At 40.9% G+C, this 21,163-nt stretch carries 22 protein-coding genes; 2 read left to right on the top strand and 20 right to left on the bottom strand.

Annotated elements, in window-relative coordinates; genetic code table 11:
* The first annotated feature begins 74 nt into the window (after positions 1-74).
* Positions 75-890 carry a type 1 glutamine amidotransferase gene (locus MIC7126_RS0108735; RefSeq protein ID WP_017652762.1) on the top strand — a complete coding sequence of 272 codons (816 nt, stop codon included), beginning with the start codon at positions 75-77 and terminating at the stop codon, positions 888-890.
* A gap of 313 nt (positions 891-1,203) precedes the next feature.
* Here MIC7126_RS0108735 and MIC7126_RS31675 read toward each other — a convergent pair whose 3' ends face one another.
* From MIC7126_RS31675 to MIC7126_RS0108675, 13 genes are all read right to left on the bottom strand, one after another.
* Positions 1,204-2,487, bottom strand: coding sequence for a type I restriction enzyme endonuclease domain-containing protein (locus MIC7126_RS31675; protein WP_238553625.1), 1,284 nt, complete (start codon positions 2,485-2,487; stop codon positions 1,204-1,206).
* A complete protein-coding gene (locus MIC7126_RS31670; protein WP_040629744.1) occupies positions 2,487-3,602 on the bottom strand; it encodes a type I restriction endonuclease in 1,116 nt (371 codons plus the stop codon). The genes MIC7126_RS31675 and MIC7126_RS31670 overlap by 1 nt, the downstream gene beginning before the upstream one ends.
* A 75-nt stretch (positions 3,603-3,677) precedes the next feature.
* Complete coding sequence (locus MIC7126_RS27265) at positions 3,678-4,985, bottom strand: restriction endonuclease subunit S (protein WP_017652761.1); 1,308 nt, start codon at positions 4,983-4,985, stop codon at positions 3,678-3,680.
* Positions 4,986-5,056: 71 nt separating this feature from the next.
* Entirely contained in the window at positions 5,057-5,353 is a 297-nt protein-coding gene (locus MIC7126_RS0108720) for a type II toxin-antitoxin system RelE/ParE family toxin (RefSeq protein ID WP_017652760.1), read from the bottom strand.
* Positions 5,353-5,619: a ribbon-helix-helix domain-containing protein gene (locus tag MIC7126_RS0108715; protein WP_026100123.1), complete on the bottom strand. Its 267-nt coding sequence runs from the start codon at positions 5,617-5,619 to the stop codon at positions 5,353-5,355. The genes MIC7126_RS0108720 and MIC7126_RS0108715 overlap by 1 nt, the downstream gene beginning before the upstream one ends.
* Before the next feature lie 32 nt (positions 5,620-5,651).
* Positions 5,652-7,211 carry a type I restriction-modification system subunit M gene (locus MIC7126_RS0108710; protein WP_017652758.1) on the bottom strand — a complete coding sequence of 520 codons (1,560 nt, stop codon included), beginning with the start codon at positions 7,209-7,211 and terminating at the stop codon, positions 5,652-5,654.
* A gap of 23 nt (positions 7,212-7,234) precedes the next feature.
* Positions 7,235-7,765 carry a molybdenum cofactor biosynthesis protein MoaE gene (locus tag MIC7126_RS27260; protein WP_017652757.1) on the bottom strand — a complete coding sequence of 177 codons (531 nt, stop codon included), beginning with the start codon at positions 7,763-7,765 and terminating at the stop codon, positions 7,235-7,237.
* A gap of 122 nt (positions 7,766-7,887) precedes the next feature.
* Positions 7,888-9,003 carry an LptF/LptG family permease gene (locus MIC7126_RS0108700; protein WP_017652756.1) on the bottom strand — a complete coding sequence of 372 codons (1,116 nt, stop codon included), beginning with the start codon at positions 9,001-9,003 and terminating at the stop codon, positions 7,888-7,890.
* 139 nt (positions 9,004-9,142) lie between these two features.
* Positions 9,143-9,871, bottom strand: a complete 729-nt coding sequence (lptB, locus tag MIC7126_RS0108695) for an LPS export ABC transporter ATP-binding protein (RefSeq protein ID WP_017652755.1) — start codon at positions 9,869-9,871, stop codon at positions 9,143-9,145.
* A 30-nt stretch (positions 9,872-9,901) separates the two neighbouring features.
* A complete protein-coding gene (locus MIC7126_RS0108690; protein WP_017652754.1) occupies positions 9,902-10,399 on the bottom strand; it encodes an LptA/OstA family protein in 498 nt (165 codons plus the stop codon).
* Between the two features lie 218 nt (positions 10,400-10,617).
* A complete protein-coding gene (locus MIC7126_RS0108685) occupies positions 10,618-11,016 on the bottom strand; it encodes a DUF309 domain-containing protein (RefSeq protein ID WP_017652753.1) in 399 nt (132 codons plus the stop codon).
* Positions 11,013-11,378 carry a ferredoxin thioredoxin reductase catalytic beta subunit gene (locus MIC7126_RS0108680; protein ID WP_017652752.1) on the bottom strand — a complete coding sequence of 122 codons (366 nt, stop codon included), beginning with the start codon at positions 11,376-11,378 and terminating at the stop codon, positions 11,013-11,015. Before MIC7126_RS0108680 ends, MIC7126_RS0108685 begins: the two co-directional genes overlap by 4 nt.
* Before the next feature lie 221 nt (positions 11,379-11,599).
* A complete protein-coding gene (locus MIC7126_RS0108675; protein WP_017652751.1) occupies positions 11,600-12,745 on the bottom strand; it encodes a DUF58 domain-containing protein in 1,146 nt (381 codons plus the stop codon).
* Positions 12,746-13,050: 305 nt separating this feature from the next.
* Between MIC7126_RS0108675 and MIC7126_RS0108670 the strand changes: the two genes are divergently transcribed.
* Positions 13,051-14,268 (top strand): type IV pilus twitching motility protein PilT, encoded by a 1,218-nt coding sequence (locus tag MIC7126_RS0108670; protein ID WP_017652750.1) that lies wholly within the window; start codon positions 13,051-13,053, stop codon positions 14,266-14,268.
* Between the two features lie 342 nt (positions 14,269-14,610).
* On the opposite strand, the gene MIC7126_RS0108665 is transcribed toward MIC7126_RS0108670, so the two are convergent.
* From MIC7126_RS0108665 to MIC7126_RS0108635, 7 genes are all read right to left on the bottom strand, one after another.
* The gene (locus MIC7126_RS0108665; RefSeq protein ID WP_017652749.1) at positions 14,611-14,895 is read right to left on the bottom strand and encodes a hypothetical protein; all 285 of its coding nucleotides are present in this window, start codon (positions 14,893-14,895) and stop codon (positions 14,611-14,613) included.
* Positions 14,885-15,166: a BrnT family toxin gene (locus tag MIC7126_RS0108660; protein ID WP_238553624.1), complete on the bottom strand. Its 282-nt coding sequence runs from the start codon at positions 15,164-15,166 to the stop codon at positions 14,885-14,887. The genes MIC7126_RS0108665 and MIC7126_RS0108660 overlap by 11 nt, the downstream gene beginning before the upstream one ends.
* Positions 15,167-15,429: 263 nt before the next feature.
* Positions 15,430-17,220 (bottom strand): translational GTPase TypA, encoded by a 1,791-nt coding sequence (gene typA / locus MIC7126_RS0108655; RefSeq protein ID WP_017652747.1) that lies wholly within the window; start codon positions 17,218-17,220, stop codon positions 15,430-15,432.
* A gap of 341 nt (positions 17,221-17,561) precedes the next feature.
* Entirely contained in the window at positions 17,562-18,131 is a 570-nt protein-coding gene (locus tag MIC7126_RS0108650) for a Uma2 family endonuclease (RefSeq protein WP_017652746.1), read from the bottom strand.
* Between the two features lie 46 nt (positions 18,132-18,177).
* Positions 18,178-18,672 carry an ureidoglycolate lyase gene (locus tag MIC7126_RS0108645; RefSeq protein WP_017652745.1) on the bottom strand — a complete coding sequence of 165 codons (495 nt, stop codon included), beginning with the start codon at positions 18,670-18,672 and terminating at the stop codon, positions 18,178-18,180.
* A gap of 116 nt (positions 18,673-18,788) precedes the next feature.
* Positions 18,789-20,678, bottom strand: coding sequence for a hybrid sensor histidine kinase/response regulator (locus MIC7126_RS0108640; protein ID WP_017652744.1), 1,890 nt, complete (start codon positions 20,676-20,678; stop codon positions 18,789-18,791).
* Complete coding sequence (locus MIC7126_RS0108635; RefSeq protein ID WP_420795563.1) at positions 20,644-21,108, bottom strand: response regulator; 465 nt, start codon at positions 21,106-21,108, stop codon at positions 20,644-20,646. The genes MIC7126_RS0108640 and MIC7126_RS0108635 overlap by 35 nt, the downstream gene beginning before the upstream one ends.
* Between the last annotated feature and the right edge of the window lie 55 nt (positions 21,109-21,163).

The following is a 21,163-nucleotide window of genomic DNA, read 5'->3' as shown; positions in this document are numbered from 1 at the left end:
TGCTTTTTATAGCAGTGGACGGCTAGATTAGGACATTACTAATCGTCAGAACCATTAACCAGAAGTAAAAAGCTATGAGTTCCCAACAACTGGAAATTACAATTGGTTGGTTATATCCTACCCTGATGAGTACCTATGGCGATCGCGGTAATGTGATTACTATAGAGCGTCGCGCTCAGTGGCGTGGATATCACGTCCGAGTTTTACCTTTGGATCAAAACGCCACAGCCGCAGATATTGATACTGTGGATATTATTGTTGGTGGTGGCGCCCAAGACCGCCAGCAAGAAATCGTCATGCGGGATTTACAAGGCGCTAAAGCCGACGCTATGCGACAAAAAATCGCCAATGGAACGCCAGGAGTTTTTACCTGTGGTTCACCGCAACTATTGGGACATTATTACGAGCCAGGACTGGGACAACGAATTGAAGGTTTAGGCATACTGGATTTAGTTTCCATTCATCCAGGTGAAAATACTAAGCGCTGCATTGGTAATTTGGTAATTGAAGTTACAGCCTCTCGTCTAGCCCAGGAACTAGAAGCGATGATTGGTAGTAAACCCTATTTAGTTGGGTTTGAAAATCACGGTGGACGCACCAAGCTAGGGAAAGTGGAAGCCCTGGGGCGAGTTATTTATGGTTTAGGCAATAATGGCGAAGATGGTACAGAAGGAGCATTTTATCAGAATGCGATCGCTACCTACTCCCACGGCCCACTGTTACCCAAAAATCCCTTTGTCGCCGACTGGTTAATTCAAACAGCTTTGCGCCTGAAGTATCAGCAACCAATTACCCTCACACCTTTAGAGGATAGTTTAGCTCTACAAGCGCGAATGGCAATGTTCAAGCGGTTGAAACTGAGTTTACCTGCGACTACAGCTAAATTTTAACTTCTAACACCACAAAAAACCCCGGCTGCTAACCGGGGCTGATGGGAGAAGTTTGAATGACGATTGATACAGCGATTTGAAACTGGGAATTTTATTTAACTTGTTAGCCAGAGAGATTGTGCTGGCTACTGAGTTTTTATAGTTTGTGTTAACTTATGTATATAAATTTAGCAACTTTGTTACGATTAGTCAAGAGGAGTTGACAAAAAATCTTGCTGAAGATGCTCTCAAGCCAGTTGGGGTTAAGTTCAGGATTCGGGAATTTTAACAATCTTCTCCTGACTGTTCGCAAGCACCAACACTTACCCAACGGCTAAAACTGTGTGTGCTGAGTGTTCCTTTTTCCAGAATAGTTTTCATAAATATGCTGATAAACTTCCTGACACTTGTGTTCATACAGTTCGTTAGAATAACTCTGAGGTAATTTATCCAAACTATCCTTAATCGCCACTTCTACCGATGCTCTGGTTTGCTGTCGCTTCTTCCAATCCAAAACTAATTTCTCTTGTTTGAGAGTTTGCAATAATTCTTTTGCAACTTGTTTAACTTCTTGTTCTTCTTGCTTGGTGAGTTGAATTTCTGGTTTAGTTAGTAAGTCAAAAATTGCTAGTTCTTCTTGAGTAAGATTTTGGGCGATCGCTCTTTTTTCTTCAACACCCAATTCCTGAGCAAAGTTAATCAAATCATTGAAGAATATCTGCACATTGCGGGAGTCAGCATTGTATTGAGCTATCATCTGCTGGAATTTTTCCAGGTAGTTGATGCGAGTTTTATTTAACTTGAGCATCTGCTGGAGTTTTTGAGCGATCGCACTTTTGAGTTTTTCTGTCTCTGTTCTTTGGTAGTCAGTACTCGCAAATTTATTTTTTAACGCTTCAAAGTCGATTTGACTCAAGTCGATGCGTTGAGAGTGGGATTGTGCGATCGCAAATTCACCAGCAGTGATGGAAAAATCTAATAGTTCCTCCACTTGGGAGACATCCACTTCTGGTACTTCTGCGAGAATTTGCTCCTTGATTGTCTGCAAGTGAGCATTAATAGCGGTAAACTCATTAGCAGCAGGATCTGGGAGGATAGCTTTGTAGAGTTTGTGAACGTTACCTGCTAGGGAAAGAAAAGTTTTTTTGGCATCATCATTAATAATGATAGATTCTACTGCATCTGCCCAGAACTTGGTGCGTGCAAAACCTTGTGCTGAGTCAAGTAGAGAAAAATCAATACCTTTTTGGGTAGAGAATGTTGTAGTTTGAGCGATCGCTTCTCTTAATTGTGCGACTAAAGCGGTTTTCGCTTTAACTGGGGTATCTCCTTCTTGAACACCACCACCAGATGCAGAACCATAAATAGCTAGTGCTTGCTGTAAATCGCGGAAGACACCAATGTAATCAACGATAAGTCCATTAACTTTACCTGGAAAGACGCGATTTGCTCTAGCGATCGTTTGCATCAGAGTATGGTTTTTCATCGGTTTGTCAAGGTAAATAGTGGAACAACTGGGGACATCAAATCCAGTCATCCACATCGCGCAGACAAATATAATCCGTAGCGGATGAGATGCATCTTTAAATTTCTCATCCAGTGGTGGAGATTCACTCACTAACCTTTGACGGTGAGGAGTTGTTTGAGGTGTTCTCCACTTTTAGCGCGGACATTTTTCTCAATTTCTGTCACAGCACCAGCATAGGCAAAATTTTTGTATATTTGCTCGTCTAAATCTTCTCTATCTGTGATAATTACAAATGTCCAATTACCATAAAATTTTCGCAGCACTTTTTGGGAAAAGAAAACCATCGAGTAACTTTTCCCGCTACCTTGGGTATGCCAAAATACGCCTAATTTGCCTTGATTAGTTTTGATTTCTTCAACTGCAGTAACTGCTTCGTTAACTCCTAAATATTGATGATTTTTGGCAACGATTTTAACTAAACTGCCTTTAGCAGCGTAAAAGAAGATAAAATTTTCAATTAAATCTAGTAATTTGGTAGGTTCACAAGTACCTCTAATAATCGTATCTAGAGAAATTATTCCTTCTTCACCTTCAGAGTTTATTTTCTTCCATTCCGAGTAATGTTCCCATTTCGCAGTTAAGCTACCAATGCGACTTTTTATACCATTGGAAAGGATGATAAATGCGTTGTACCAGAACAGTTGCGGGATAGTTTGCTTGTAATCTGTGAGATTATTTTTATAAGCAATTTCCAAGCGTTGATGATGTGCTTTTAGTTCGATAAATACTAAAGGTAAACCATTGACAAACCCGATTAAATCTGTTCTTCTGGTGTAAATTTCTCCTGTTATCCAGAATTGGGAAGCGAGGAAAAAATTATTATTTTCTGGGTGATTCCAATCTATAACTTTAACTGTTTCTGCTTGCTCTTCACCCTCATCATTTTTAAAACTGACTTTCACCCCATCTTTGAGGAGTTGATAAATTTCTGCATTCGCATTAGCTAAACTCAACGTGCTTCTGTCACGAGTGAGTTCCTCAATTGCAAGTTTGATAGGTTCTGTGGGTAAATCAGGGTTTAAGTTTTGTAAAGCTGACTGGAGTTTAGGAATTAAAACTACCTCATCCCTGGTTTCTCTTCCCAGTGTGCTATTTGTACCAAACGTTTCATGGTAACAATTGGCTGTTTGCCATTGCAATTGCGAGAATAGGTCAATGGTGGAGTTTTCTAACGCTGCTTCTGAGTCTGGGTGCGGTGAATGCATAAGTGGGTGTACTTAGAGCCAGCAGGTATTAGTTTCTATTTACACTATGCATCATGATGTTGATTATCTGCTAGGTTAAGCAGCTAATTCCTCTGCTGTGGTGATGTCTAGCTGTTCTACGTCGATTTCTCCTGAGATGAGTTTGGGGAGGAGCAAGTCACGGGTTTGGCGGAGATTGTGATTTTTAGCAATTAAACAATGACAATCTTTAATCATTGCTTCTGCAATATTAAAGAATTTATGCTGAATATCTATAGATGGTACAACTATAGGAAATCTTGCAAAATCTTTTAAGATAATTCTAGGTATCGCTGCACCTGATACATAGTTTTTTAATCTAGATTTAACTGGAGGATCTAGTAAATGAAAAACTAATACATAGGAAAGTATATTATCAAGATTTGGTCTGACAATTGCTATAGAAGATAAAATGACTAGATCTATTTCTTTTTCAACAACAAACATACGCTTTAGATAGGTATTACCATCTTTAGCAATCAGAATGTCATTTTTTAAGGGCTTACAGTCATTACGCACTAACTTATCATAATCTTGTTGAGAAATTTTCCTACATGATTCAACATTTAGTCCCCAAGTATACATATCTTTTACAGATGCCATTGGATATCCCTTATCAACTGACTTAGGACTCCAGTGAGAACCATCAGTAATACGTTGACAAACTTCTGATAGTTGCCTTACCTCCCACCCTTCAGGAATTAACCCTAATTCAGAATCAACCATTTTGGTGTGTCCGTGACCAGGAAAGCGGAATTTGACAAACCACTCATGGTAGAGGGTTTGTACCATTTCTTCTAATATTTTGATGCGTCTTGTGTTGTTTTCTATTAGGTCATCATACGCTGAGAATATGTCGGCGATTTTCTTCTGCGTGGCGAGTGGGGGAAATGGAATTTCAAAGTTACTAATAGTCTCTTTAGTTAATGCTTCTCTTGTAGCACCGCCCTGTGCTAATGCTAAAAGACGATTTTTATACTGTGGACTGTTAATACAGTAAAAAACATAATAAGGATTAGCAAGGAGAGGACTTACCCGTACTATTGCTACGTGCTGATTCACTCTCGCTGGTAAAAGTTTTGAAGGAACCATGCAGCATCTAGCAACGGAAGCTCCTGTAATATTTAGCAAAATATCATTTAGTTTTACTTCTACATTAGATAATTGTTTAGCTTGAGTCTCATCTATAAATACAAGTCCCTCATATTCAAATTGAAAATCATAAATATTAAGACTACGAATCAAATTTATTCCAGTACTTTTGTAAGAATCCTGCCCACCTCTAGGCGTTGCACCACTTCCAATTTTTGTAGTTATTTCTTGCAGTGTAACCAATGGATGCTTCAAATTAAACTTTGTATTCACTAAAATACTCTCCTACCACATTACTTTTCTTAGTAATTATTTCCTATAACTTCCTACTCAACCTCAATAATTCACTCGTCATCTGTAAACAAAGATTCTAAATCTCTATACCCACTCACTACACGCACAATTACCACCCTATCCTCAAACACTCGATAAAAAATAATATAACCATTCAAAGGAATCCCTCTGAGTGCCGGATCAAACTTGGCATAACTCCTACCAATATTTGGAAACTTCGCTATATTCTGGCACTTCTTATTAAACTCCCGAATAAACCTTTCTCCTGCATCAATATTGCGCTGGAGAAAATAATCTAAAATTTCATCTAAATCTTGACTCGCTTCTAGAGCAATTACATATTGCATTACCCTTGACTCTCACGCGCTTTCCGTATTTTCTCTTCCAGTCGTGCCATTACCACTTCACCATCAAGCACCTCTCCCCGTTCAATTTGAGCAAGTCCAACAGCAATTTTTTTACGAGTTTCTTCTTCCCAGTCCTGATAACCTTTGTCCCATTCTGCTAGCAACTTCAATGCTTTACTAATCACTTCCTCAGCATTTGCATATCTACCTGTAGCAATTTGTGCTTGAATAAATTGCTCGATTTCTGCTTTAAGTGTGATATTCATAACTTTTACCTCAGCTAAAAAGAATGGATGCATTAACTTTGTTCTAACAATTTCGCCACATTCTCTGCAATTCTCTCCTCTAACTCCCTCGCTTCTAAATTCAAAACTTCCAATTCCTCATTCAACTCTTCCAACTTCTCCGTAAAATCAAAATCTTCTACTACTCGTTCTGCAACACCCACATAACGTCCTGGGTTTAAACTCCATCCCTGGGCTGCAATTTCTTCTAGAGTTGCTACCTTACAAAGTCCAGGTATATCAATATATTGTCCTTGCGGGAATTTCTCTGTTAGCAATGCTTGACTACCATTGCTTGTCTCTACTGCTTCACTTCTGTACAACCTAACAATATTAGCCAAAAATTCAATCTGTTCTGCGTTAAACTCCCGATGCGCTCTATCAATTTGGCGGTAAATGTGCCTAGCATCAAGAAATAATACCTGATCTCGACGGATAGTATCTGCTTTCCCTTTATCCAAAAACCACAGGGTACAGGGTAAAGTCACAGTGTAGAAGAAATTAGAACCAACAGCAATCATCACATCCACTGCATGGGATTGAATAAGTTTTTGCCTAATTTCTAATTCAGTTCCTCGCGCATCACTGGCAGAATTCGCCATCACAAATCCTGCTCTACCTGTTTCATTTAATGCACTCCAGAAAAAATGAATCCACAGGTAATTAGCATTATCTGTTTTAGGCATTCCGAATTTATTAACCCGCAAATCTCCCTTAATTTTTTCTTTGTCTACCTTATCCACATTAAAAGGTGGATTTGCCATCACAAAATCAAATTTATCTACTGACTCGTGAACATCTTCATAATAAGTATTGCTCTGACGAATATCCCCTGCAAGTCCATGTACTGCTAAGTTCATCTTGCATAAGCGGACAGTTTCGCCTACTTTCTCCTGCCCATAAATACTAATTTCTGTACTTGGATTTCTCTTGTGTCTTTCTACAAAAGATGCACTTTGTACAAACATACCACCACTTCCACAAGCAGGGTCATAAATTCGTCCATGATATGGTTCAATTACTTCTACAATTAATTTCACTACAGAAATAGGGGTAAAAAATTCTCCTCCCTTCTGTCCCTCTGTCATCGCAAACTTACCGAGGAAGTATTCATAAATCTTCCCGAAAGCATCCCCTGATAAATATGTCCCTAATTCGACTTTGTTAAAGTTTTTCAGCAAGTCAAATAACAAATCATTTTCGAGGCGATTGTAAGTTTTGGGGAGAATATCCTTTAATTCTTCATTCTCTGTTTCAATAACACGCATGGCGTCATTGATTGCCTTGCCAATATCTGCTCCTCCTGGTAAGTTGAGCAGTGTAGAGAATCGAGCAGCATCAGGTAAATACATTACACCCTTTGCTTGATAGTCTGCTTTGGTAATCCCACGTCTTCTACTACCTGCGTTTTTCAGTTCTTCCTCAGCATGGGTAAATTTCCAGTCAGCGTAACGCAGGAAGATTAACCCCAGTACGGGGATGGAATACTCACTGGATTTGAGCTTGGAGTTAGCGCGTAACTCATCCGCTGCTTCCCATAGGCGTTTCTCTAGATCAGTAGTGTTAGCAGGCATAGACAGGCATTACATCATCAAATCTACTGATCATATGACAATACGCTTGGGGAATTCTCACAATCTTCCCCTGACTGTTCGCAAGCGCCAATGCTCACCCAACTGCTAGAACCATCTGCCCAGTGTTCCTTTTTCCAAATGGGTGCATTATGTTTAAGAGTATCAATCGCATAGCGACAAGCTGCAAAAGCCTCGCTGCGATGAGGACAACCCACCGCTACCACAACGCTAATTTCTCCTACTCGCAATCGCCCAATGCGGTGATAAATTACTACTCGATTCACATCAGACCACAAACCGCGAATATCTGCTGCGATTTGCCAAAATACCCGCAACGCCATCGGTTCATAGGCTTGATACTCTAACGCAACTACGGGTTTACCGTCTGTTTGATTGCGAACCATCCCACTCATCATCACCACAGCACCGTTAGCTGAATCATCGGCTTTAGCGTAGATTTCGCCAACAGACAAAGGTACTAAGGTAATAGCAAAACTATCTTCATTTCTGGGTTTAATTGCATGGGTCGGTGTATTTGTGACAACAGATTTCATAATATTTCGCAGTGTATTGGCAAGTATTCAACAGAACGGCACGCACTATTAAGGGCACAATATTATTGTGCCCCTACAAATAATCTATGTGCTGCAAACATTATTTGAGTTAATGTAACTTTTTAACGTTGAGCAACCCGCACCAGTAAAAATACGCCAATTCCCAAAAACAGAAAGTTGGGGAGCCAAGCACCCATAAAGGGTGAGAGGACATTTGCTTGTCCCATAGCGCCGCTGATGAAGAAAATTAAATAGTAAGAAAAAATGACGATGACACTGACGCCGAAACTTGTACCGCGTCCAGTGCGTTGAGGTATGGTTCCCATAGCTGCGCCGACTAAGCCAAAGACTACGCAGACAAAGGGTAAGGAGATTTTTTGTTGAATTCTCACTTCTAGTTTACGAATTTTTTGGCGATCGCCCCCAAGGCGTTCAATCTCTAGTTGGTCTAAAGCTTCAAAAATATTCATTTCCCCGTAGTCGCGGCTTTTTTCTGCCAAACTTAAGGGTGTACGTGGTAGGCGTAGCTGTTGCTGTTCAAAACGCAAAATGTTGCGATAGGAGCGGTCTGCGGCTACTAAATAAATAGTACCGTTGTAAAAATCCCACACATTTTGTGAGGCGTTCCACTGAGCTGATTCGGAAACGACAATTTGATTGAGACCTTCTTGGGAACGATCTATAATTGTCAAACCTTTCATTCGCTTACCGTCAAATTGGTCAGCATAGAATAATCTGGCGAGTATTCTGTTTTTAGTACCATCCGCTTGCTTGATTTCTTTGTATTCAGGATAAAAAATATTCTGCTGCTTGAAAGTTGGTTTATCAGATTTGAGTGCAGATTCTAAAGTTTGATTGGCTTGGTAATTAGCTGCTGGCGCGATGTGTTCATTAAACAAAAACGTCAATCCTGTGACTACTAAACTTAACATCACAGCAGTCAGTACCATGCGATAAACACTCACCCCACAACCACGCAAGGCTACAAGCTCACTTTCGCTAGAAAGACGACTGTAAGTCATCAAAGTAGCGAGCAAGGTGGACATGGGAAAAGCTAAAACAATAAAATTTGGTAATTTTAGTACAAAAACTTGAATAGCAATGTCTATGGCTAGTCCAGATTCTACAATTTTTCTTACTAAGTCAAAGACAGCATCAATTGTCACACCAAGGGACGAAAAAGCTCCCACACCAAAGAGAAATGGCGGTAGCAATTCCCGCGTCAGGTAACGATCCATGATCGTGAAAGGCAGAAGGGAATTGCGAGTATATAATAATGCGAGCTTCTTTGTTACCATACACAATCGGCAAATTTATATTGGTAATCTGGACAAAGTAAGAGATTAATGCTTGACTTTTTGCATACTGATTCTGAATTTAAGCTTGGAAGTTATCACCCAGATAATACTGCCGCACCAAGGGGTTATTATAAAGTTCGTCAGCGTTGCCAAAAGCGAGAATTTGACCTTCTCGCATGATGTAGGCGCGGTCGGTAATAGCTAGAGTTTCGCGGACATTGTGGTCTGTAATTAAGATACCCATACCGCGATCGCGTAATTTGCCGACAATTTGCTGAATTTCGGAAACGGCGATAGGATCAACCCCAGCAAATGGTTCATCTAAAAGTAAAAATTTTGGGCCTTCTCTTCCCGCTGCTAAAGCTCTTGCTAGTTCTGTCCGTCGTCGCTCCCCACCAGAAAGTTGAATTCCTTTACTGTTAGCCACTTTTTCTAAGCGAAATTCTCGCAGTAAAGTTTGTACTCTCCCTGACCACTCCCAGTGTGGTACATTAGTTTGTTCTAATACCAATAGTAAATTATCACGTACGGAAAGTTGCCGAAAAACACTGGCTTCTTGTGCTAAATAACCAATACCCAATCGTGCTCTTTTATGCATGGGCATCCCAGTAATATCAACGTCATCCAACCAAACTTTTCCCTGATTGGGTTTTTCTAAACCTGTAGCAATGTAAAATGTCGTTGTTTTACCAGCTCCATTAGGCCCTAATAAACCAACGACCTCTCCTTGAGCCACAACAAGGTTGACACGATTAACTATTAGCCGCTTGCCGTAAGATTTATGGATATTCTCTAAGACAATTTTCACGCTGGAGACGCCCTTGCTTGGTAATCGATGCTAATTAGAACGCTTGAAAGGTGGCGTCGCTGGAGCTGGTTTAGCTGATTGTCCCCCAATTTCTGCATCCTGCACCATATAAATGGATTCAACTTGGCGGTTGGACTGGGGTAAAGCGACAAATCGCCCTTCGTCAATTAAATAAGTTACTTTTTCTGCTCTGATGCTATTACCACCCTGTTGCAAGATATAAACGTTACCGCTGAAGTCGATGCGACGATCTTTAGTAAAATATTGAGCTTGGGCGGCTGTTGCTTGCAGTTGACGAGCTGGATACAACATTTGCACATTACCACGAGCTGTCACTACTTGGCTTTTGGCGTCATATTCCTGTACATCTGCGCGGATAGTTAGTGGGCGATTTCCGCCTGATGTTTGTGCAGTAGCGGTTTGTACTTGGGGCGATAGGGATAAAGCACCCAAGAGTGCAGCTGGTAGCATTAAGGCTAAAGCACAGCGTTGCAACCGTGCTTTTGGTAATTGTTCGCAGGAAACCATAAAAATTTCAAATTCTGGATTTGAGGTTGTATTTTAATTATCTCCAGTACTTTATCCAGAGATGAAAAATACATTCTGGAATAATTAGGATAATTAATGGTTGACGGTATTGACGCCTACGTCAACTGCAAGGTTTCGCTATTAACTGGGTTGGTGCAAATTGTTTGTTCTGCTTGTTCTGTGTTTTCTATTCCCTACTCAGAAGGGGTTTGTTAAAACTAAGACTCTATTTGTTCATCTTGAATGAGTGTAATCTGCGGTAAGGCTTTGTCATTCAGTCTAGCAGTAGGTATGTCATCTGGCCCTACTTCCTGCAACGCCTTTAATAATGTCCAGCTTTGGTACAGAAAATCTTCTAAATTAATACCGCCGTAACTCGATGGGTAACGGCGGAGGCGATTGCTACCTTCCCCTAATAAGATTACGGCTCCTCGCCAGTTATGGTTGCTCAGGTGGTAAAGAGCTACAGCAATTTGGAGAATGCCTTGATAAAAAGTTTTATCTGGCTCAATTGCTTCAATCCACAAGGCTTCTAAGGTGTCGTGACAGGCGTAAAACTGTCCAGTGTTAAACTGTTCTACACCTTGCCAAAACTCTTGGGGCATGATTTCACTCATCCCATGGTTTCCCGCACTTGTTTGATTGTTTCTAGGGGAATTTCTTGTTTGTCTCCAGCAAATTCGTTATCTGTGGTGAGAAACAGCATACAGTGACATTCTTTGCGTTCTCGCATGGGCACACAGGGACAGTTCCAATATGCAGCGCTGACTTCTGCTTCTTTGTCTTCGTAATGGCGACAGGGGCACAAAGGCGCGCCCAGTTCGTCTTTATGTTTGGCTAGTCCTTCAATGACGACTGCGGTGACGGAAGGTTCAGAACAGAAGTAGGTTCCAGTGCGCTTGGCGTATTGTTCGGAAAAATGCCGCATTGCCTCTAGGCTTTTATCGCTGGATTTTGTGTTAGCTTCTGATGAGATCATTAGGTCGGCGGCTCATAATTTAAATATTTCTTTGCATTGTACCTCAGCCTCACTAAGCTATTACTGGGGGTATTTCCCCAACATGGGCGACTAAAATTAACTGAGATTTGCTCAAAGGCTTGTATGTCTAGCTTATGGGAATCAGATAATTTCAGGATTTAAAGAAACTTAACTTCTCAGCAACTATTGGTATTTCCAATACATGAAATTTGTATTGTCGATTAACTGAGTGGTTTTTGTAATTGGGGCTGTAGTTCTTGTTTGGCTGACAAAATGATTCCTGGGTATTCCCAGTTGCCTAACCCTGTTTCCATATTCTGCCATAGTACCCAGCGGCTACCTACAGGTAAGGCACGCAGGCTGGAGGGGTTTTGTGTGAGCCAAATCAGGGGGTAGTTTTCTGGAAGGGTGGCGACGGTATCTTCTAAGATTGTGGTGGCTGCTAGGGTTTCTTTAACTAAGCGATCGCCTCTAATTAAGCCTGTGGATGCTGTCCAAAGTTTTACAAACGTTTGTTGCTTTTGTGCGTAAAAATACATGGAAGCGGCGGCGATCGCTGCTTGTTCAAAGCTCTCCGATTCCCAGTTTCCGCCACTATCAAGGGCAATAATGATTTCTTGCCCACTTGTAATCATTTCTAATTCTCGTACTCTTAATTCTCCGTAGCGAGCGCTGCTACGCCAATGAATCAAGCGTGTGGGGTCGCCGATGCGGTAAGGGCGTAGCGATCGCACTAGTCCGGTTGTGGCTGTTTGTAAGGGGCGACCACGCGGATCGCTGTTAGCGCTGTCTTCTGTGCCCATTTCATCTATGAGGGGACAATGAGTCAAGGGTAAGACGGTAGGGTAGACGATCGCTGTCGCTGCAGCCTCACGCTGGCGACGACACCAAAATAATCCTAAAGGAGCACCACTGCCTAATTCTACTGTGTGCCAGCGATAGACTCCTCGGCGTTGGGTGGGGAAATGGTACACCCAGTGATATTTGCAATTGGGGAGAATTGTGTCTATGGATTGCTGTACGGGGTTTCCTAACACGAAAGGGAGTAGGTCTGTGACTTGCAGTAAGCTCACAGGTTGCTGTGTTTGATTGCAGATTTCCAATTCTATTGTTAATTGCTCTCCAGCGGTGACTGGCGCGATGGGGCGGCGTTTGACAACTAATCCTAAAAGCGATCGTGGTGGTAGGTAAGCGGCTATTCCCAACAAGGCAAAACTGACGCCGCTGATAGCATACAACCAACCCGCCATTGTATTAATTCCTGCCCCAAAAAAAGCAATAGCTATGCCTATTAATACCCAGCCGCTGTATGCAGGAGCACAAGCACGGTTTTCTAACCAGTTGATCAAGGGTGTAATTATTTTCATAATTTCTTTTCTAGCCCAACTATGTCATAAATTCACAGTGGCTGAGGATTTTACTAAAGAATTGATGAAGCGCCGCTTGATCATCAAATAATTACTTAAGTAAGTTGTAGATTAATAGTCTAAGTGAGTTTACGGTTGACTAACGCAGAACTAATTAACAAAAACCTAAAAATATAACTCAACAATTTCATACTAATTCAAAAGAGACGTAAATATTTATATCTCCAGTATTTGATTTATTGATGAAATTGATATTAGTCTAGTTTCTCATTTTCTTTTATTTGATATTTTCCAGAGGTAGCACTATGGACGAACATTTTACATTCCAGTTTCCAGTTTCCAAATTACCACCCTTACCACCGCCGCCACCAGAAAAGTTAGTTCAACGACAAAAAAAGCCGATTTCCATACAACAAATGGTGCGTGATGCTCATCTAAAAAAAGCCTCTGATATTCATATTCGTGTGGGCGAATTGCCTAGATTCAGAATTCAGGGTGAAATGCAGATTTATCAAGCTACAGAAGTTGTGACACCAACAATTTTTGAGGCTTATTTGGGTGAAGTGCTTTCTGCGGCTGCAAGAGTGCGGTTTGCAGAAACTAAAGAATTAGATACGGCGATTGTCTATCCTGGATTTTTGCGTTGTCGTGTCAACTGTTTTGAAACTTTAACTGGCGGCGCAATGGTGCTGCGGTTAATTACGCTGGATGTCCCTACTATTGATGAGTTGGAATTACCGACTATTTTAAAAGAAATTGTTAATAAAAAACAGGGATTAATTTTAGTTACGGGCCCGACTGGCTCAGGAAAATCAACGACTCTGGCGGCGATGATTCGCCATCTGAACGAGACAACAGCAAAACATATCGTGACTATTGAAGACCCAATTGAGTATATTCATCCTTCCCAAAAATGCTTAATTAGTCAGCGAGAAGTGGGTTTACATACTGATGAATTTCATCATGCTTTACGGTCGGTGTTGCGGGAAGATCCAGATGTAATTTTAATTGGGGAAATGCGCGATCGCTTGACTGTGGATACCGCATTGAAAGCAGCCCAAACTGGTCATTTGGTTTTAGGTACGCTCCATACCAAAAATACTTTGGGAGCAATTAATCGCCTGCTCAATATCTATAACCCTGAAGAACAAGCAGCAATGCGAGTGCAGATTGTTGATTCATTGGTAGCCATTATCGCGCAAATGTTGCTGCCAAAAACGGATGGTGGTCGTAAAGCGGTGATGGAAATTTTAATTAATACACCGACTATGCAAGATTACTTACTGCAGGGAGAACAAACAGAAGCTTATCAACTGATGGAAGCTAGTAGTAATGAGGGTATGCAAGTAATAAATGATGCTTTGTGTGAATTGATGCTCACTGGTCAAATTACGATCGAGAATGCGATCGCTGTCTCTCCCGATGTCGGCGATTTACGCCGTCGCGCCCTCAATGGTGGCTTTGATCCGGCCCGTTCTACTCGGCGCGATTTGTATACAGATTACGACTATAGCCCACGTTAGCATCAACAAAAAAGCAGGGGGATGGAGTCTTGATTTAGAATTGTTAACACTCTCTCTGCTTTCTCTGTAAGCGAGCAAAAATGTCATCGACAGAGAGTATCAAATTTAAATCCTCTAACACTGGTAGTATATCTTTTCCTGTTAATAAATCTGGTAGACAATTAGGTTGATAAACTAGAATAGAACGCTCACTGGGGTCAATCAACCATCCTAGATAACTGCCGTTTTTCAAACAATGTAAAATATTACCTTTGCACAATTATTAGATGAAAATTATTTACCTTAAATATATTAGTTTTGTCTAAATGAAAATAATGTACAGCAAGGACGATCGCAATTGCACTATTTTTGAGTAACTTCAGTGAGGGCTTCATGGATAACCTCATCGCTAACACCGTGACGCTTCAAGCTAGCAATCAGTGCTGAGATAGTATCACCCTCCAGTCGTTCCAGATCGGATCTTAGCCCTTGCCCAATATAGGCACGAACTAACGGCTGATAGCCAGAAAATCCCAGTAATGGTGCTATTCTTTTTAAATCTTCAATGACATCTTCGGGAATGCGAATTGTGATTGTAGTCATTGGACGATTTCTATCGAGTCGCTTTTTCAATGCTTCAGCTTTCATAATATTCTCTCTCCTTGCGTGTTGCTTTACGTGCTGAAATGATCCGAATTATGTCGTTTTCACGTTCAATGTAGACAACATACAGAAGATTCCACCGTCTGTCTAAGCCAATAACAGCATCTCTTTCTTCATCATTCCGACTTGCATCAATAACTACTAAAAACGGATCGAAAAATGCCTCTGTAGCTTGCTGAAATGTCACGCCATCATGATTGCTGGGATTTATCCAAGCTTTTTCTTTGTTCCAAACGAAAGTGACACCATTAAGCACGAAATACACATCCATACCTTACATAGTAGACATTGTGTATTTACGTTGTCAATACGTTTTACGAAACAGAGATATTTCCGTAAGGGCGATCGCTTTCTGTAAGAATCCCTGCTGGATTGCGATCGCACTTGTCTTACGCAGTTATTTATCCAGTTTATGTCATGCAAGTGTAATGCATGAGAATTTAAAGAAAATTCACTAGAGAACAAAAAAAAAGCCCGTCGATGCGGGCTTTCTAAATTGATGTGATGCAAAATTTTTACTTAACGTTTCGCCAATTTCTTCGCCATCTTCCGCAAACGAATCGATTGGGGTGTAACTTCCACCAATTCATCTGGGCCGATGTACTCTAAAGCCCGCTCTAGGCTCATGTCTACTGGTGCTTGCAACTGTACTAGTTCATCGCCACCAGCGGCGCGGTGGTTGGTTAATTGCTTGGTCTTACAGATATTCAGTTCCAAGTCTTGGGGACGATTGTGTTCACCGACAATCATACCTCTGTAAACTTTAGTACCAGGAGTAATAAAGAATGAGCCTCTATCTTCGGCGTTCTTCATGGCGTAGAAGGTGGAAACGCCTTCTTCAAAGGAGATTAAAACGCCTTTGTTACGGGCTTCAATATCACCGCTAAGTTGACGGTAATCGAGGAAGCTGTGATTCATGATACCTTCACCACGAGACATCCGCATGAATTCACCACGGAAACCAATCAAGCCACGGGCGGGAATCACAAACTCTAGTTGAGTGCGATCGCCACTACCCGGTTGCATGTCTTGCATTTCTCCTTTGCGCTGTCCCAGGCGTTCGATACAACTACCAACAGCATCACCAGGAATATCTAAAACCAAGAGTTCATAAGGTTCGCAAGGTTGACCGTTGATTTCTCGGTAAATTACCTGTGGCTGTGATACTTGAAACTCGAAGCCTTCCCGGCGCATGGTTTCGATTAAGATGCCCAAGTGTAGTTCCCCACGACCGGAAACTAGGAATTTATCGGGGGAATCGGTTTCTTCCACACGCAAGGCGACGTTTGTCTCTAGTTCGCGGAATAGGCGATCGCGTACTTGTCTTGATGTCACCAATTTTCCTTCTTGACCTGCAAAGGGTGAATCGTTTACCCAGAAGGTCATTTGCAAGGTTGGCTCGTCCACTTTAATTAGTGGTAAGGCTTGGGGTTCGTTGGGGTCGGTAATGGTTTCACCGATATACGCATCTGCAAAACCAGCCACTGCCACAATATAACCAGCGGTGGCTTCTTCCATTTCCACTCGCTTCAAGCCTTCAAATCCCATCAATTTGGTGATTTTACCCTTGACAATGCTGCCATTTTCTGTTACTAAGGCTGCTTGTTGTCCAGCGCGGATGGTGCCGTTATGAATTCTACCAATGACAATCCGTCCTAGGTATTCAGAATAATCTAGGGTTGTAACTTGCAATTGCAGCGGCTTGTTGATGTCGCCTACAGGTGCGGGAACGTGTTGCAGAATTGCATTAAACAAAGGTTGCATGTCTACCGCTTCGGCTTCCATGGTTTCCTTGGCGTAACCGCCCATACCGGAGGCGAACAAATAGGTAAAATCGCACTGGTCTTCATCTGCGCCCAATTCTAGGAACAGATCCAGTACTTTATCGACAGCAACGTGAGGATCAGCTTTAGCGCGGTCAATCTTATTGATGACGACGATGGGGCGCAGCCCTTTTTCTAAAGCTTTTTTCAACACGAAGCGGGTTTGGGGCATGGGGCCTTCATTAGCATCAACAATTAGAAGACAGCCGTCAACCATGCCGAGTACACGTTCTACTTCACCACCGAAGTCAGCGTGTCCAGGGGTATCAACAATATTGATTAGGGTTTCTTTATATTTAACTGCTGTATTTTTTGAGAGAATAGTGATTCCCCGTTCCCGTTCCAAGGCGTTGGAGTCCATAACGCAATCCGGAACGTCTTCACCTTCTCGGAAAATGCCGGATTGTTTGAGGAGAGCATCAACCAGGGTGGTTTTGCCGTGGTCAACGTGGGCAATAATGGCGACGTTACGAATTGGGAGCGTCATAGGAGCTTTTTGTCAACTGTAATGGAGGTTTTCAGGTTTGCATCTTCATGCTGTTGTGTCTGGCTGTTTTAACAGAATCGGGATTGTTAAGCAAATTCTGTAAAGAAGCTTTAATAATTTTAGCGTAATCGTCACAATTGCGGTGCATCTTGTCAATGATGCTTTGGCAGTTTCTGTAGCGTTAGATGATTTACGGTTAATAACGATACAGTTAGCTCAGTAAAGACATTTGCAACATCCGCACAATAGATTGATACCAAGCAGCTTGATGCTAGGATAAAATCAACGAATTTTGTTATTTAGCGCTAGAAAAATTAACGGCGTAAATAAAAGTAGGATATTTATTTAATTTTCAACAAATTAAAAACATCTGCTGCCGTTATTTTCCAGTCTAGAAATACGTCAAGAACAGGTAAAATATCAGTATCGTATTTCACTGCTGGCAACTGATGAGGTTGAAATATCATTATCGATTTATCATTAGGATCAATAAACCAACCTAATTTAGTTCCTTGGTTAATACAAAAAATAATTTTGTTGATCACACGGTTCGGATATTGGTCTGGTGATAAAATTTCAATAGTCCAATCTGGGTAACTGTTGAACTTATTAGCAATCTCTCCGCTTTCATCTGTGGGGATACGTGACCACTCAAACACAGCAATATCTGGAACGAAAGAACGTCCCTCAAATGTGCAGCGTAACTCAGTTAATGCTAAGGCTTTTTGTTGTGGTTCACCTACAGCATTAATATTAGTAAATAAGCGAGTTTGAATAATACTATGTTTTCCCTGGGGCATGGGTTTTTGGTAGATGTGTCCGTTAATATATTCACTAGCTGGTTTGGTTTCTGGTGATTTGAGAAACTCTTCTAGGGAAATATTGGCAGATACTTGGGTTGATGGAGTCATTAATAGTTATTCCTTGTTAGCTGTTCGTGATCAGCCTAACTGTAACTTAAATTATTTCCCATTCTAATTGATGACTTTTGAGAAAATCATGAGTGAAATGATCCACCACATTTGTGTCACTCAATTCTAAATTATAAAAATTCACAACTTCATGATCAAAATATGGCCCGGCGTGCCAAGTTCCTACTTCCAATTTAATAAAGCAGTTACCTGGAATCTGGAACGCCGCAAGTTGTTCTAAAGCGGGTATATTTACACTATTATCAGGGGGAGAAACGGCAATTAACCAATCTTTTCCCTCTAGAGAACCTAAACATTGAGTGCATTTTTCATGACGAGTAATTTTATGAAATTTCCGCCCTTTTTTATGCAATTGCATAATATAAAATCGTGGAATGCCATTTTGTAAATTCAATTGAGCATCTGTAGAGTCGAAAGTTTTACCGTCTTGGCTAGGAAAAATTACTTGTCCGTAGCGTTGAAAGTTTTCTGATGTTATCGGCGTCGCTGGTAATTGTTTAATTGCTGGTGAGTTAGCCATAAAACTAAAATTTTACTATTTTAATTCTTGAGGAATCATTGATTTCACTCCCACGACGATGATTGATATAGCCAAGATGACGCGCAGTAGTTCTTTTTGTTTGTGCATAGTTTTCTTTATTCTCTATGTGCTGTTTTAATGGTTTGTAGTAATTGGTTGGCTGTGAAAGGTTTAGATAAAAACGCTTTAATTCCTAGTTCATAAGCCATATTCACTTTATCACTAGAAGCTAGCCCACTAACAGCAATTATTTTGATATCTGGATTGATTTTTTTCAATGTCCGGATAGTAGTGACGCCATCCATAGATGGCATTACCATATCAGTTAATACTAGAGATATTTCATCTCGATGTTCTGCATATAAAGCTATGGCTTCTATCCCGTCGCTGGCGGTAATAGCTTTGTAATTATGACTTTCTAAAGATGTTTTGGTAATATCTCTGATTGCTGCTTCATCATCTACAACTAAAATCAATTCTCCATTACCTGCTGGTAAGTCTTGGTCTGGTTCTTCTAATATTTCTTGGGCTTCTTGTGCTGGTAAAAATACTTTAAATTGACTACCTCTTCCTTCTTCACTCAGGACTTTAATAAAACCCCCATGGCTTTTAATTATTCCTAATACTGTAGAGAGACCTAAACCTGTTCCTTTGCCGAGTTCTTTGGTGGTAAAAAATGGCTCAAAGATGCGGTCTAATATTTCGGTGCGAATACCGCAACCAGTGTCAGTGACGGTGATGACTATGTAAGCTCCTACTTTAGCTTCCAGGTTCATTCTTGCATAATTTTCATCAATCAAGAAGTTCTCTGCAGAGATTTTTAAAGCTCCACCGTTGGTCATAGCATCACGAGCATTAACACATAAATTCATGAGTACTTGGTGAAGCTGAGTGGGATCGCCTGATACAGTCCAAAGATTTTGTTGAATTTGGGTGCTAACTTCTATTGATTTGGGAAATGTTTCTTTGATAATTTGTTGAATTTCTGTGATTAAATGTTTGAATTGTAAAAGTGTTCTTTCTCCTTCCAGTCCACGAGTAAAAGATAGCACTTGTTTAACTAAATTTGCCCCACGTTTAGCATTAGAAATTAAGATGGGAAGTAGACGACGCGATCGCTCATCATGCATTTGTGCTTCTAGCAGTTGTGCTGTCATCAGAATCGGTGCTAAAACATTGTTCAAGTCATGAGCAATACCGCTGGCTAAAGTACCGATACTTTCTAACCTTTGAGCGCGTAAAAATTGAGCTTCTAATTGCTTTTTTTGAGTAATATCAGTATTAACTACTAAAATGGATGGAGCGGTTTTATCGAATTCTTTTACCAAAGTCCAACGGCTTTCGACGATAATGTTTTGGTGCGATTTTGTTTTTTGATATAGTTCACCTTCCCATGAACCATTTTTCATGAGATTATTCAGAGATTCTTGTAATAAAGGTAAATTTTTATCTTGCCAAAGTTTCTGAGATTTTTTACCTATTGCTTCTGCTTTTGACCAACCGTATAAACTTTCCGCGGCTTTGTTCCAAAATAAAATTTGGTCATCTAAAGCACATACAAAAATAGCATCTGTGGCGACATCAAGCAAAGCAGCTTGTTCGCGGATTTTTTGCTCTGTTTGTCTGCGTTCAATGGCGTAGCGGATGGAACGTTCTAATAATGGTGCAGTTAATTGGCTTTTTTCGAGATAATCTGCGGCGCCGGCTTTCATCGCGTCTAAATCTATTTCTCGCTCTCCCTGACCAGTTAATAAAATAATTGGGGAAGAACAACCATGAGCGATCGCTGCTCGTAATAATTCTAATCCGTTATGTGCACCTAAGCGATAGTCTACAAGATAAACGTCGTATTGGTTATTAGCGATCGCTTCCCATGCAGCTGTATAATTATCCACCCACGCTAGCTCACAACCGGATCCTTGAAATTCGCTCACCCAATAACGAGTTAAAATATAATCATCTTCATCATCATCAACTAAAAGAACTCTGATGAGGTTGTTGTCCATCTCTGCCTCCCGCAGTTCCTAGTGGCAGTTCTACAATTTCAAACCAATATTTTCCTATAGTTTTCATCACCTCAACTAATAAAGTAAAGGTCATCGGCTTGACGATGAAAGAATTTGCGCCCAAATCGTAGGTATAATATATATCCTCTCGTGCTCCCGATGTAGTCAGGACTATAACTGGAATTCGCCGAAGTTGCGCGTCAGTTTTAATCTCTTTGAGCGCTTCTAAACCATCTTTTTTCGGCATATTCAAATCTAGTAAAATCAACCCAGGAAAAGGCGCACTATTGGTATCAATATAGTGACCACGATTGTATAAATAGTCCATTAATTCTTCACCATTCTTTACAATATGTAGTTTGATGGGTAGTTGGCTTTCTGCCAAAGCCTCACGCACTAACATGCTGTCGTCTTCATCATCATCAGCCATTAAAATTGTGACGGTTTTTTGTTGCACCTCCACGCTTAATTGTCTCCTTTGTACT

It is taken from the genome of Fortiea contorta PCC 7126 (genome assembly GCF_000332295.1).
GTDB classification, from domain to species: Bacteria; Cyanobacteriota; Cyanobacteriia; order Cyanobacteriales; family Nostocaceae; genus Fortiea; species Fortiea contorta.
Note: the sequence above shows the minus strand (reverse complement) of the source record. Positions and strands in the feature narration are given on the sequence as shown.

Coding starts and splice junctions, on each gene's coding strand:
- MIC7126_RS0108715 (WP_026100123.1), bottom strand. CDS start 5,619: ATGAATATCACACTTAAAGCAGAAATCGAGCAATTTATTCAAGCACAA.
- MIC7126_RS0108635 (WP_420795563.1), bottom strand. CDS start 21,108: ATGGCTGATGATGATGAAGACGACAGCATGTTAGTGCGTGAGGCTTTG.
- MIC7126_RS0108640 (WP_017652744.1), bottom strand. CDS start 20,678: ATGGACAACAACCTCATCAGAGTTCTTTTAGTTGATGATGATGAAGAT.
- MIC7126_RS0108645 (WP_017652745.1), bottom strand. CDS start 18,672: ATGGCTAACTCACCAGCAATTAAACAATTACCAGCGACGCCGATAACA.
- MIC7126_RS27260 (WP_017652757.1), bottom strand. CDS start 7,765: ATGAAATCTGTTGTCACAAATACACCGACCCATGCAATTAAACCCAGA.
- MIC7126_RS0108650 (WP_017652746.1), bottom strand. CDS start 18,131: ATGACTCCATCAACCCAAGTATCTGCCAATATTTCCCTAGAAGAGTTT.
- MIC7126_RS0108700 (WP_017652756.1), bottom strand. CDS start 9,003: ATGGATCGTTACCTGACGCGGGAATTGCTACCGCCATTTCTCTTTGGT.
- MIC7126_RS0108710 (WP_017652758.1), bottom strand. CDS start 7,211: ATGCCTGCTAACACTACTGATCTAGAGAAACGCCTATGGGAAGCAGCG.
- MIC7126_RS0108670 (WP_017652750.1), top strand. CDS start 13,051: ATGGACGAACATTTTACATTCCAGTTTCCAGTTTCCAAATTACCACCC.
- MIC7126_RS0108665 (WP_017652749.1), bottom strand. CDS start 14,895: ATGAAAGCTGAAGCATTGAAAAAGCGACTCGATAGAAATCGTCCAATG.
- MIC7126_RS0108680 (WP_017652752.1), bottom strand. CDS start 11,378: ATGATCTCATCAGAAGCTAACACAAAATCCAGCGATAAAAGCCTAGAG.
- MIC7126_RS0108685 (WP_017652753.1), bottom strand. CDS start 11,016: ATGAGTGAAATCATGCCCCAAGAGTTTTGGCAAGGTGTAGAACAGTTT.
- typA (WP_017652747.1), bottom strand. CDS start 17,220: ATGACGCTCCCAATTCGTAACGTCGCCATTATTGCCCACGTTGACCAC.
- MIC7126_RS0108735 (WP_017652762.1), top strand. CDS start 75: ATGAGTTCCCAACAACTGGAAATTACAATTGGTTGGTTATATCCTACC.
- MIC7126_RS0108690 (WP_017652754.1), bottom strand. CDS start 10,399: ATGGTTTCCTGCGAACAATTACCAAAAGCACGGTTGCAACGCTGTGCT.
- MIC7126_RS31670 (WP_040629744.1), bottom strand. CDS start 3,602: ATGCATTCACCGCACCCAGACTCAGAAGCAGCGTTAGAAAACTCCACC.
- MIC7126_RS0108675 (WP_017652751.1), bottom strand. CDS start 12,745: ATGAAAATAATTACACCCTTGATCAACTGGTTAGAAAACCGTGCTTGT.
- MIC7126_RS0108720 (WP_017652760.1), bottom strand. CDS start 5,353: ATGCAATATGTAATTGCTCTAGAAGCGAGTCAAGATTTAGATGAAATT.